At 71.4% G+C, this 12104-nt stretch carries 13 protein-coding genes and 1 tRNA gene; 5 read left to right on the forward strand and 9 right to left on the reverse strand.

The annotated features are described in order from the left end of the window. Window positions 1–62 precede the first annotated feature (62 nt). Entirely contained in the window at window positions 63–1103 is a 1041-nt protein-coding gene (locus ACFZA2_RS13970; RefSeq protein ID WP_391405947.1) for an aldo/keto reductase, read from the forward strand. Window positions 1104–1195: 92 nt separating this feature from the next. Then, a complete protein-coding gene (locus ACFZA2_RS13975; RefSeq protein WP_136586667.1) occupies window positions 1196–1381 on the forward strand; it encodes a hypothetical protein in 186 nt (61 codons plus the stop codon). Window positions 1382–1388: 7 nt separating this feature from the next. On the opposite strand, the gene ACFZA2_RS13980 is transcribed toward ACFZA2_RS13975, so the two are convergent. Together ACFZA2_RS13980 and ACFZA2_RS13985 are read right to left on the reverse strand one after the other, a co-directional pair. Next, window positions 1389–2087 carry a hypothetical protein gene (locus tag ACFZA2_RS13980; RefSeq protein ID WP_391405951.1) on the reverse strand — a complete coding sequence of 233 codons (699 nt, stop codon included), beginning with the start codon at window positions 2085–2087 and terminating at the stop codon, window positions 1389–1391. Between the two features lie 75 nt (window positions 2088–2162). Beyond that, window positions 2163–2651 carry an Lrp/AsnC family transcriptional regulator gene (locus ACFZA2_RS13985; RefSeq protein ID WP_391405954.1) on the reverse strand — a complete coding sequence of 163 codons (489 nt, stop codon included), beginning with the start codon at window positions 2649–2651 and terminating at the stop codon, window positions 2163–2165. Window positions 2652–2731: 80 nt separating this feature from the next. On the opposite strand from ACFZA2_RS13985, the gene ACFZA2_RS13990 reads away from it, so the two are divergent. The 3 genes from ACFZA2_RS13990 (at window position 2732) to ACFZA2_RS14000 (ending at window position 6572) form a co-directional block, all read left to right on the forward strand. Next, the gene (locus ACFZA2_RS13990; RefSeq protein WP_391405957.1) at window positions 2732–3661 is read left to right on the forward strand and encodes a DMT family transporter; all 930 of its coding nucleotides are present in this window, start codon (window positions 2732–2734) and stop codon (window positions 3659–3661) included. Window positions 3662–3755: 94 nt separating this feature from the next. Beyond that, window positions 3756–5342: a molybdopterin-dependent oxidoreductase gene (locus ACFZA2_RS13995; protein WP_391405960.1), complete on the forward strand. Its 1587-nt coding sequence runs from the start codon at window positions 3756–3758 to the stop codon at window positions 5340–5342. 105 nt (window positions 5343–5447) lie between these two features. After that, the gene (locus ACFZA2_RS14000; RefSeq protein WP_391405963.1) at window positions 5448–6572 is read left to right on the forward strand and encodes an ATP-binding protein; all 1125 of its coding nucleotides are present in this window, start codon (window positions 5448–5450) and stop codon (window positions 6570–6572) included. Here the strand turns inward: ACFZA2_RS14000 and ACFZA2_RS14005 are convergent. From ACFZA2_RS14005 to ACFZA2_RS14035, 7 genes are all read right to left on the reverse strand, one after another. After that, entirely contained in the window at window positions 6561–7139 is a 579-nt protein-coding gene (locus tag ACFZA2_RS14005) for an isochorismatase family protein (RefSeq protein WP_391405965.1), read from the reverse strand. The genes ACFZA2_RS14000 and ACFZA2_RS14005 overlap by 12 nt on opposite strands. Window positions 7140–7390: 251 nt before the next feature. Next, the gene (locus ACFZA2_RS14010; protein WP_315994848.1) at window positions 7391–7786 is read right to left on the reverse strand and encodes a hypothetical protein; all 396 of its coding nucleotides are present in this window, start codon (window positions 7784–7786) and stop codon (window positions 7391–7393) included. 55 nt (window positions 7787–7841) lie between these two features. Further along, window positions 7842–8375 carry a hypothetical protein gene (locus tag ACFZA2_RS14015; protein WP_391405968.1) on the reverse strand — a complete coding sequence of 178 codons (534 nt, stop codon included), beginning with the start codon at window positions 8373–8375 and terminating at the stop codon, window positions 7842–7844. Between the two features lie 124 nt (window positions 8376–8499). Further along, window positions 8500–8572 (reverse strand) — tRNA-Thr (locus ACFZA2_RS14020). Between the two features lie 65 nt (window positions 8573–8637). Beyond that, window positions 8638–9309, reverse strand: coding sequence for a deoxyribose-phosphate aldolase (gene deoC / locus ACFZA2_RS14025; protein WP_315994850.1), 672 nt, complete (start codon window positions 9307–9309; stop codon window positions 8638–8640). Window positions 9310–9365: 56 nt separating this feature from the next. After that, window positions 9366–10907, reverse strand: coding sequence for an alpha/beta hydrolase (locus ACFZA2_RS14030; RefSeq protein WP_391405971.1), 1542 nt, complete (start codon window positions 10905–10907; stop codon window positions 9366–9368). Continuing rightward, on the reverse strand, window positions 10904–12082 hold the full coding sequence (locus tag ACFZA2_RS14035; protein ID WP_391405974.1) for a DNA polymerase III subunit delta': 1179 nt from the start codon (window positions 12080–12082) through the stop codon (window positions 10904–10906). Before ACFZA2_RS14035 ends, ACFZA2_RS14030 begins: the two co-directional genes overlap by 4 nt. Window positions 12083–12104: the final 22 nt, after the last annotated feature.

The raw sequence follows: 12104 nt of genomic DNA on the forward strand, positions 1-12104 counted from the left end.
GAACGCGGATGCCGTGGCAGAGTCGGAACGATCCCTTCCCCGTTCCGAGGAGCAGCAGTCCCATGCCCATCGCCGCCGATGACCCCCGCCTCGTCTCGCCCTTCGACGCCGCCGCGACCCGCTACGACGACGTGCCGTTCCAGCGCGCCGGCGCCAGCGGCATCCCCCTCCCCCGCATCTCGCTCGGCCTGTGGCAGAACTTCGGCACCGGGCGCACGCTCGACAGCCAGCGCGCGATCCTGCGGCACGCGGTCGACCGCGGCGTCGTGCACATCGACCTCGCCAACAACTACGGCCCGCCCTACGGCGCCGCCGAGGCCACGTTCGGCACGGTGCTCGACAGCGACCTGCGGCGCTACCGCGACGAGCTGTTCCTGTCGACGAAGGCCGGCTACGACATGTGGCCCGGGCCCTACGGCGACGGCGGTTCGCGCAAGTATCTGATGCGCTCCCTCGAGCAGAGCCTCACGCGCATGCGCACCGACTACGTCGACGTCTTCTACTCGCACCGCGTCGATCCCGACACGCCGATCGAAGAGACCGTGCACACCCTTGCCGACATCGTCCGCAGCGGGAAGGCCCTGTACGCCGGCATCTCGAACTACCCCGCCGACCTCACCCGTCGCGCGCATGAGCTGCTCGCGGCCGAGGGCGTGCGCCTGTTCATCCACCAGCCGCGGTACTCGCTGTTCGACCGGACCCCCGAAGCGGAGCTCTTCCCGACGCTGCGCGGGCTCGCCGTGGGGAGCGCGGTGTTCTCGCCTCTGGCGCAGGGCCTGCTGACCGCCAAGTACCTCGACGGCACCGTGCCCGCCGACTCGCGTGCGGCCGACAGCCGCTTCCTCGACGCATCGGCGCTGACCGACGACTACCTCGAGCGCATCCGCGGCATCGACGGCGTCGCGCGCGAGGCAGGGCTGTCGATCCCCCAGCTCGCCGTGGCGTGGGTGCTGCGCGACCCGGTCGTCACCACCGCCATCATCGGCGCCTCGCGCACGAGTCAGATCGACGACGCCGTCGCGGCCAGCACCACGCCGCTGTCGGACGACGTGATCGAGGCCCTCGAGCCCTTCGCCGCCGGCGTGGGCGAGCGCATCGCCTGAGCGCACAGCACACCGTCGTCCGCGGCGCAAGCGGCATGGCATCCCTCGGTTCGTCGCGTTGGCTGGGACTCCAGCTGACTGAAGGAGGCGCCATGGGTGTTGCACGATGGATCGGGACCGGGGCCGTGGGACTGGCCGGAGCGGTGATCGCGCGGACGGCGATCGGACGCGCGGTCGCCGCCGGGACCGTGGCCTACCGCGTGTGGACCGACCCGAAGGTGCAGAAGGTGCGTCGCCGGGTGGTGGCGAAGCTCGCGAAGCAGCGCCGCGCGCGCTGACAGCGCCTCACCGCCCGGGGATCACCCCCAGGATGACGCAGGCCACGCCCGCGATGAGGAGGACCACCGCGTACAGCACGCGGTGGTCCTTCTCGATGAGCCGCACGTAGACGCCGTTCACCCGCGCCGCCGTCGTGGGAAAACGCGTCCATGCCGCCGCAAGCAGGACGAAGGGTGCGGCGAGCGCCGCGAGGAACACGGCGTACGCCAGCCACCGCAGGAGCGGGTGATCGCTGACCCCATCGGCCACGCGGCCCGTCATGTACATGATCGGCAGCGTGGTGAATCCCACGATCGAGCAGCTGACTCCCAGCACGAACGAGCTCCAACCATGGGCGTGCGACGACGCGGTCGTGCGGTGCGGTGAGCGCGCGGGTCGTCGGACCCTCCAGATCCCCACGGCGACCGCGCCGGCGAGGAACACCGCACCGGCCGCGAGGTCGACCCGGCGATCGAGCACCGCGTCGGTCGTGCCGCGTTCCGCCGCCGCGACGAACTCGGTCGGGTCGAAACTCTGCAGCAGGAGGTAGAGCACGGTGGCGCCGGTCGCGAGACCCGCGACCATCCACCCGACGCGGGCGCCGACCCGGGTGTTCTGCGCGAGGGCATCCGCCGTCGCGGCATAGAGCGCCGGGTTGAGGCCCAGGGTCACCCCAAGACCGACCATCGTGGTCAGGGCCGCCGTCCAGCGCGCGAGGTCGTCCACGTCGCGGGGCTCCTCTCAGAGGGTCAGGGCCCTGGTGGCGCTCGGGCGGATCGTCACATCGTAGCGAGGCGCGCGTCAGCGGCCGTCGGACGAGCGCGCACCCCCGACGGGGAGCGGCGAGAGCGGCTTGGTGACGCCGAAGGCGAACGTGGTGTCGATCGACGAGAGGGAGGGGATCGCGCGCAGGTGCTCACGCAGCAGGCGTTCGTACGCCTCGAAGGTCGGTGTGACGATGCGGACGAGGTAATCCCAGTCGCCGGCGAGCAGGTGAGCCTCGACGATCGACGGGATCGCGCGCAGTCGCTCCTCCACGGCATCCACCGTCGCCCCTTCGTGCGAGGCCAACCGCAGGCGGACGAACGCCGTGATCTCGAGATCGACGGCCTTCGGCGACACGACCGCGCGGTAGCCCGAGATGACCCCCGCCTCCTCGAGCCGGCGCACGCGACGCAAACACGGCGAGGGCGAGAGGCCGACCCTGTCCGCCAGGTCTTGATTGGTGAGGCGGCCGTCGCCCTGTAACTCGGAGAGAATGAGGCGGTCGATCTCGTCGAGGGCGTCCATCCGGCAGATTCTGCCAAATGAGACCCGGTACGAGCAATTTTCGCAATCCTCTGCGCCCATGATGTTTCTACGCTCGCAAGGTGACCACCTTCGCCCTGCCCCGCCCGTCGGCGCTTTCGCGACGTACTGTGGTCGGGATCGCGGCCGTGGCCGCCGTCGTCTGCCTGTGGTCGTCGTTCGCGCTGTCGACACGGGCGCTCGAGGCGACGGGGATGAGCATCGGCGACGCGGCGACCGTGCGATTCGGCGTCCCCGCCCTCGTGCTCTCCCCCTGGATCCCCCGCACGCTCCGCCGCCTCCGCGGCGAGCCCGCGACGGTGATCGCCCTCGTCCTGCTCGCGGGGCTGCCGCACTTTGTCCTCTTCGCCTGGGGCGCGCACCTCACCTCAGCCGCCCTGACCGGCCTCCTCGTCCCCGGGACGGTCCCCCTCTTCGTGACGATCCTGCTCTTCCTGCACCGGCGGACGACGGTGTCACGAACCCGACTCATCGCACTCGCGGCGATCGTCGCGGGAGTCGCGGCGAGCGCCGTCCTCATGGGAGGGGTGGCGGATGCCGGGGGCATCGCGGTTCTGCTCGCGGCCGGTCTCGTGTGGGCGGCCTACACCCTGGGGCTGGCGCGGACGCGACTCGACCCGGTCGGGGTCATCGCCCTCGTCTCCGTCGTGTCGCTCGTCGCCGCTCTCGCGCTCACCGCCACCGGTGCGATGCCGTCGCACCTGTTCGACGGACGCGTCGACGTCTCCGCCTGGGTGGCCTACGCCCTCGTGCAGGGCGTGGGAACGGGGCTCCTCTCGACCGCCTGCTACGTCGTCGCGGTGAAGAACCTCGGCAGCAGCATCCCCGCCGCCGCCGGGGCCCTGAGTCCCGTGCTGACCGCCCTCGTCGCTGTCCCCCTCCTCGGCGAGCAGATCTCCCCCGGGCTCGTCGTCGCGATGGTGCTGATCGTCACCGGGGTGGTCGCTTTCACCCTCGCCCCCGCACGGACGACGTCGACGCCGTCGCCCTGACGGCATCCGGCCCCGGCGGCATCCGATCCCGCTCCCGCTCCGAACAAAGGACGAGGCAGGCTCGCGCGTGCGCGGCGCCGGAAACGAGGACGCCATGACCACCGACACCACGGCACGCACCGTCGAGACCACGAGGGTGCGCCGGCCCCACGCCTGGATCTGGGCCGCCCTGGCCGGAATCGTGTCGGCGGCGACGCTGCTGGCGGTCGCCGAACTGTTCGCCGCCCTCGTGGCGCGCTCCGCGAGCCCCGTGCTGGCCGTCGGCTCGTTCATCGTCGACATCGTGCCGCGCCCCCTGAAGGAGCTCGCGATCACGCTGTTCGGCGAGACCGACAAGATCGCGCTGCTCGTGGGCGTCGGCCTCGGTGCGGCCGTCGCCGCCGCCGTGGCCGGGGTGCTGCAGTACCGGTTCCGGCCGGTGGGCGCCGTGCTGCTCGGGATCGGCGGCGCACTCGCCACCGCCGCGATCATCACGCGCACGGGCGCCGGAGCCCTCGCGTGGCTGCCGCCGGTGCTCGGCACGGTGGCGGGTGTCGTCATCCTCATCCTCACGATCGCCCGCCTGAAGCGCTGGGTCGCCGCGGCCGATGACCGCGACCTCGACGGGGTGCGCGCCGGGCGTCGTCAGTTCCTCCTGCTCACCGGATTGACCGCCGTCGGCGCCGTCGTCGTGGGTGTGGGCTCCCGCATCCTCAACGCCACGACCTCCTCCGTCGCCGCCGCGCGCGACGCCCTGCGCCTGCCCGCGCCGCGCACCACGGTCACCGTGCCCGAGGGCGCGAACTGGGAGATCGATGGACTGAGCCCGATCATCACGCCCAACAGCGACTTCTACCGCGTGGACACCGCTCTGACCGTTCCCAACGTCGACCCCACCACCTGGCGCCTGCAGATCGACGGCATGGTCGACACCCCCGTCGAGCTCAGCTTCGACGACCTCGTGAACATGGGCCTGAACGAGTACGGCGTCACCCTGACTTGTGTCTCGAACGAGGTCGGCGGAAACCTCGTCGGCAATGCGATCTGGACCGGCGTTCCGATCCGCGACGTGCTGCGTATGGCGGGCGTCCAGTCGGACGCCGACATGGTGCTCTCCGAGAGCGTCGACGGGTACACGGCATCCACTCCCCTCAGCTCGCTGACCGACGACAACCTCGACGCCATCTTCGCGGTCGCCATGAACGGCGAGCCCCTGCCGTTCGAGCACGGCTTCCCCGTGCGCATGGTGGTGCCGGGCCTCTACGGCTACGTCTCGGCGACGAAGTGGGTCACGAAGCTGACGGTGACCCGCTTCGACAAGGACGAGGCGTACTGGACGCCCCGCGGCTATGCGGCGCAGGCGCCCATCAAGATGTCGTCGCGCGTGGACACGCCCAAGATCGGCGCGCCCGTGCCCGCCGGCACCGTGGTCATCGCGGGGATGGCGTGGGCCCAGCCCATCGGCGTGCAGAAGGTCGAGGTGCAGATCGACAACGGCGACTGGCAGGAGACGCAGCTGTCGACGCCGATCAACGATCAGTCGTGGGTGCAATGGCGCCTCGAGTGGACCGCCGAAGCCGGCAGCCACTACATCGCCGTGCGCGCGACCGACAAGCAGGGCAACGTGCAGATCCAGGAGCAGGCTCCCATCGCGCCCGACGGCTCGAGCGGATGGCAGCGCACCCTCGTGACCGTGTCGTGATCGGGCGGAGTCGGCGAGTGGATGTCAATCGCTGTCTCTCCCGGCCGGTGACGGGCATGATCGAGCCATGCCTTCAGCAAGCATCCGCACCCGGTTCCGTGCCGCATGAGCACCGTGCCCGATGAGCCGCCGACCCTGCCCGCCACCCCGGGGGTGATCCCCGACCACCCGCTGACGAGCATCCGTCGCTCGATCCCGCGCGACTGGGACGAGCAGGTCGACCTCTTCGCGATCGTCAAGCTCGACAGCGGCGGCTTCGTCCGCGGGTGGAATCTCGGCGCGGAGCGCATCAAGGGCTACACCGAGGACGAGATCCTCGGCTCCCACTTCTCGCGTTTCTACCGCGAGGAGGCGCAGCGACGCGGCGTTCCCGATCAGTTGCTCGCCGCCGCTCAGCGTGACGGCCACGTCGAGGACACGGGATGGCGCGTCCGCAGTGACGGCACCGAATTCTGGGCGCGCGTGACCATCTCGGCCATCCGCAGCGACCAGGGTCAGGTGCTCGGTTTCGTCAAGATCGTGCGCGACCTCACGAGCGAGAAGCAGGCCGCCGACGAGCGCGCCTCCCTTCAGAGGACCTTCGCTCACGACCTGCTCTCCCCCGTCACCGCGCTCCGCGGCTACCTCGACCTCATCGCCGAGGAACTGCCGCCGGATCACCGCCTCCTGCGCCTCGCCGGTGACGCGAGCGACCACATCGTCGCCATGGCCCAGGCGCTCATGGCCGACGTCACCTCGTCCGCCGAGCGCGGTCGCCGCCGGGCGACCCTCGATCTCGTCGCGCGCGGCGCCGTCGCCCTCGTGCTCCCGGGCGAGCTCGGCCGCGTCCGGTTCGGCACCATGGATGCCATCCCCGTCCGCGCCGACGTGTTGGGACTGCGACGCGCGATCGCCAACGTGCTCGAGAACGCGGCGAAGTACTCCGACGACGTCATCGAGCTCGACGCCTTCGAGACCGACGAGGGCGCGGCCGTCCGCGTGCGCGACCACGGTCGTGGCATCCATCCCGACGATCTCGCGACGATCGTCGAGGAAGGCAGCAGAGGGCGTTTCGCTGTCACGACGGACGGCGGCCAGGGGATCGGCCTGTCGAGCGTGCACCGCGTCGTCGCCGAGCACGGGGGGAGCCTGCGCCTCACGAGCACCCCGGGCAAGGGCACGACGGTGACCCTGACGGTCCCCCGCGCCGACGACGACGAACCCGTCGTCCGCGAAGATTCAGTCGACTGAGCGGGCCAGCACCGCGCCGGCGGCCTCGATCTCGCGGAGGGCCTCGGCACTCGAATCGGGGTGCACCCCGGCGATCAGGTCGGTGAGCACCCGCACGCCGCGACCCGCCGAGACCGCGTCGAGAGCGGAGGCGCGGACGCAGTAATCGGTCGCGATGCCGACGATGTCGATGTCGCGGATGCCGTGCGACTCGAGAATCTGCGCGGCGGTCTCGCCGTCGTCGGACACCCCCTCGAACAGCGAGTATGCGGGCTTGCCCTGCCCCTTCTTCAGGTGGTGGGTGACGCGTTCGGTGTCGAACACCTCGTCGTAGTCGGCGCCGTACGTGCCGCCCACGCAGTGCACCGGCCAGGTGTCGACGAAGTCGGGGGTCGCGGAGAAGTGCCCGCCGTTGTCGTCGTCGCCGTGGTGCCAGTCGCGCGAGGCCACCACCACCGCGTAGTCATCGGCGTGCGCCCCGAGATAGCGCGAGATGCGGGCGGCGACCTCGTCGCCACCCTGCACGCCCAGCGCCCCGCGCTCGGTGAAATCGTTCTGGACGTCGACGATGAACAGGGCGCGGCTCATGAGGCGAGCCTACGCGCGTCGGGCTGGCCGCGGATCGCGTGCGGCGTGGCTCCGTGAGGTGCGGCGCGAGCTGCCGACGGGCGCGGGCGGGCGCGGCCGGCCACGGCCGGGCGAGGGCGGGCGAGGGCGGGCGAGGCCGGGCGCGGGCGGTCACGGAACGAGCCCGGGTCGCCGGGCCTCCCGGAGGGGTCGCGTCATCCGCGGGTGGTCCTGGGACGCGCCCGATGACCGGGCTCCGGGGAGGAGTCGGGTCACCCGCGGGCGAACAGCAGCACGATCGAGACGACGAACGCCACCGCGCCCAGTGTCAGGACGCCGGCGGAGAGCAGCGAGAGGAACCGCACCACGGGCGAGGACCGCGTGAGCCGCATGCGGTGCGACGCACCGCGGCGGTAGAAGATGTCGGCCATGTCGGCCGCGCCGATCTTCGCGTCGTCGTGCGCCGACAGGGGCGCCTCGTTGACGCCGCCGCCGTCGTCGAACCAGCGCACGACACGTCCGCCGTCGACCGGTTCGACCACGGCCCGAGCCGGAGACCACGTGCCGTCGAGCAGGAGGAGGACCACCGCCGCGAAGGCCAGGACGAGCCCCCCGCCCAGCCCGACCCACGTGAAGATCTCGATGAGGGCATCGAGGGCGTTCGACACGGGTGCTCCTGCAGGCTGACGACGCCGTCACGCGGACGCGGAACGGCTCTCCAGCCTATCGGCCCGTGACGGGCGCTCTTCGGCCTTCCAGGGCCTCGAGACGGCGCGTGGCGACGAAGGCGACGATGAGCGGTACGGCGGCCACCAGGCCGAACGAGATGTCGATCAGCTGCCAGCCGAGCGGCAGCCCGCGAAGCGCCCCCGCGATGAGGGCGAGGGGCACGATGCCGGCGCACGCGATCAGCCCCCATACCGTGACCCAGACGTTGCGGACGGGGTCCAAGAGCGGCCCCACGAATGCGACGGCGATGAGCAGGTGCGCGAACGCCAGCCAATCGGTGCCGTAAGCGATGAACGGGAACGCCGCAGCCGTGGCATCCAACCCCTCCCCCACCCGGTCCACCCAGCCCGTGAAGGCGGGAGCGAAAGCCGCGACACCCGTGAATCGCAGGGCCTCTCGAGCGAGGGCGAGTTCCTCCCGCAGCGGGAACGCGGTCACGCCGCTGACCACGAGACCCGCGATGACCACGCCGAGACACAGACGGATGACGCGACGCAGACCCCTCGCGTCAGAGACGAGTGCGGTCACGGTGCCCCCTTCGGGGCGTGTCACCCCTGCGCCGACCATACGGCCGCACGCCCACAGCCGACGCGCACTCGTCTCGACGACGAAGAAAGGCCCCCACCCGGTGGAAGCGGGTGGGGGCCTTCGGAGCCGCCTAAGGGAATCGAACCCTTGACCTATTCATTACGAGTGAATCGCTCTGCCGTCTGAGCTAAGGCGGCATGTGCGCGCTGTCGCGTGCACGATCATCGATCTTACATGCTCCAGCGGCCCTCGCGGTACGCGGTCAGTAGTCGCCCGTCGCGGAGCGGTCGGCGAGGATGTCGCGGCTCGACGACAGGCCGAGACGCGAGGCGCCCGCGGCGATCATCTCTTCGGCCGCGGCGCGCGTGCGGACGCCGCCGGAGGCCTTGACTTCGGCGCGGTCTCCGACCGTGCGCTTCATCAGCTGCACCGCGTGAACGGTCGCCCCGCCGGCGGGGTGGAAGCCCGTCGAGGTCTTGACGAAATCGGCTCCCGCCGCGACCGCGGCCTCGCACACGGCCACGATCGCCTCGTCCGACAGGGCGGCGGACTCGATGATGACCTTCAGGACGGTGGGCGCCGGCGCCGCGGCGCGGACGGCGCGGATCTCGGCCTCGACGACCTCGTAACGCCCCTCGATGGCGGCGCCGATGTCGATGACCATGTCGATCTCGTGCGCGCCCTGGGCGACCGACAGCGCCGCCTCGGCGGCCTTGACCTCGGCGTGGTGCTTGCCGCTGGGGAACCCGCACACGACGGCCAGTTTGAGACCCTCCGGCAGCTGGACCGGGAGGAACGACGGCGAGAGGCACACGCTGTAGGTTCCGAGCTCGGCGCCCTCGGCGATGATGCGCTCGACGTCGGCACGGGTGGCCTCGGGCTTGAGCAGCGTGTGGTCGATGTAGCTCGCCAGGTCGGCGATGGGCGCGGTCATAGGGGTCTCCTCCGGATGTGACGGATCAAGCGTAGGCGCACGACGTCGCCATGGGGCTACTCGCAGCGCAGATCGGGGCCGGGCACGGTGCCGTCGACGAGGTAGTCGTCGACCGCGCCGTTCACGCAGTCATCGCCCTTGTTGTAGGCCAGGTGGCCCTCGCCGACGTAGGTGACGAGGACACCCTGCGAGAGCTGATCGGCGAGCGCCTGGGCCTCGGCGTAGGGCGTGGCCGGGTCTCCGGTCGTGCCGAGCACCAGGATGGGCGGCGACCCCGGGGCCGTGATGGCCGCCGGCCGGCCCGTCGACGGCGCCGGCCAGGCCGCGCACGCGTCGGGCCCCACCCAGTAGGGCGCGACGACCGGAGCCTTCTGCTCCAGCTCCTGCTGCAACGCCGTCTCGTCGGTGTCGTCCTCGCGGGGGTAGTCGACGCAGTTGTAGGCGCGCAGGGCCTGCATGGTGTTGTCGGTGTACTGCCCGTCGACGCGGCCGTTGTAGAAGTCGGCGAGCTGGAAGGCGACGGAGGCGTCGCCGTTCTGCACGTCGGCGAGGGCCACGCGCAGATACGGCCAGTTCTGGTCGCTGTACAGTGCGGCGACGATGGCCGTCAGCAGCGTGTCGGCGCCGAGCAGGCGTCCGTCGGAGCCCGCGAGAGGGCGCGCGTCGGCGCGGGCGAGCAGCGAGGCCACGTCATCCATCGCATCGTCGACCGAACCCGAGAACGGGCACTCCGAGGTGCGCAGGCAATCGGCCATGAACGCCCGCAGCGCGTTCTCGAAGCCGACCGCCTGGGCGATTCCGCTCTCGCTCCCGGCGAGACTCGGATCGATGCCGCCGTCGAGCACCATGCGCCCCACGCGCTCCGGGAAGAGCCCGGCGTAGGTCGCACCGAGCAGGGAGCCGTACGAGAAGCCGAGGTAGTTCAGCTTCTCGTCGCCGAGGACGGCGCGCAGCAGATCCATGTCGCGCGCCGCGTTCTCCGTGGAGATGTAGGGCAGGATGCCGTCGCTCCCCGCCTCGCAGGCCTTCGCGAAGTCCGCCTGCCGCTGCTCGAGGGCCGCGTTGCGCTCGTCGCTGCCGCGCGCGCCCGGCGGGACGTCGTACAGGTAGGCATCCATTCCGGCGGCGTCGTAGCACGACACCGCCGTCGACCGGCCCACGCCGCGGGGGTCGAACCCGATCACGTCGAAGGATCGCGTCAGCGCTTCGTCGGCGACGAGCGACAACGAGTCGCGGACGGTGTCGACGCCGCTCACCCCCGGGCCGCCCGGGTTGGTCAACAACGACCCGAGCGGTTCGCCGGAGGTCGCGCGGTGCCGGATGACGGCGAGCTGCAACTCACCCGCAGAGGGGTCGGAGTAGTCGCGCGGGGCGGTGACGGTGGTGCAGTCGAAGCCGGCGCTGCCGCACGCGGTCCAGGTCAGCGTCTGGCCGTAGTAGGGCAGCAGAGCGGCATCGATGCCCTCCGTCTGAGGGGCGAGGGAGCGACCGCCGTCGGGGGCCATGGGCGGGATCTGTGCATAGAGGCAGCCCGTCAGTGCCAGCGCGACGCCCGCGAGACCTGCAATCAGCGCGGTCAGGCGCCGTCGCAGGCTCACGGGGCCGAACCGTTCGCCACGGTGATCATGAGGCTCTCCAGGGCGAGCAGCGGCGCGGCGTTCTGCTCGAGGTTGCGGCGCGTCGCCGAGATGCGATCGAGGACGCCGAGGGTGCGCGCGGGCGTCCACTGCGTCGCCAGCGCGCGCAGAGCGTCGAGGCGTTCGACGTTGACCAGGTCGGCCTCGCGGCCGTATTGGACCATCACGACATCGCGGAACAGCGATTGCAGATCGGTGAGCACACGATCGATGCCGTCGCGCAGGCTCCGCGTGGCCCGGCGCTTCTGATCGTCTTCCAGCGCGTTCACCTGCCCCCGCACCGAGGGCGGGACCGCGGCCCCCTCGGCAACCCCGAGCATGCGCAGCAGAGCACGTCGCTCCTCCTCGTCGCGAGTGGCGGTGAGCGCCTTGGCGTCCTCCGTGGCCAGGCGCACGATCTGCCCCGCGACCTCGACGGCGTCGCCGACCCCCCGCACGGCCAGCACGGCCGCGAGGGTCTCGGCGCGTCGCGCCCGGGCGTCGTCGTCGGTGGCCAGACGCTGAGCCATGCCGATGTGCCTCTGCGCGTGACGCGCCGACTCTTCGGCCACGTCGGGCGTGACCCCGGTGCGCTCGACGATGAGACCTGCGACATCGGCGACGGAAGGTTCCTGCAGCCGCAGAACGCGCACCCGCGAGCGGATGGTGGGCAGCAGATCGGCGTCACTCGGGGCGCAGAGCACCCAGACGGTCTTCTCCGGCGGCTCCTCGAGAGCCTTCAGCAGCACGTTCGACGTGCGCTCGGCCATGCGATCGGCGTCTTCGACGACGATGACGCGGTGCCGACCGAGCGAGGGCGCGAAGGACGCGCGCTCGACGAGACGGCGCGCCTCGTCGATGCGGATGACGACCTGCTCCGTCCGCAGAGCGGTGAGATCGGGGTGCGTCCGCGCGAGCACCTGATGCTGCGCCCGCTCGTCGCCCGGGTCGGCGATGAGCTCCGCGGCGAACGCGTAGGCGAGCGTCGAACGCCCCGAACCGGGCGGCCCGGTGATGAGCCACGCGTGGGCGAGCGCGGAGGGGTCGGATGCCGCATGGCGCAGGGCCGCGACGGCCTCGTCCTGACCCCACACGGCGTCCCATGGGAAGGGGGCCGCGCCGGCGGCCCGCGGAGACGGCTCGAGCGCGACGGACATGCGTTCCAGCCTAATCCCGGGG

The sequence above is a fragment of the Microbacterium sp. NPDC007973 genome (genome assembly GCF_042958465.1).
In the GTDB taxonomy this organism is placed as follows: Bacteria; Actinomycetota; Actinomycetes; order Actinomycetales; family Microbacteriaceae; genus Microbacterium; species Microbacterium galbum.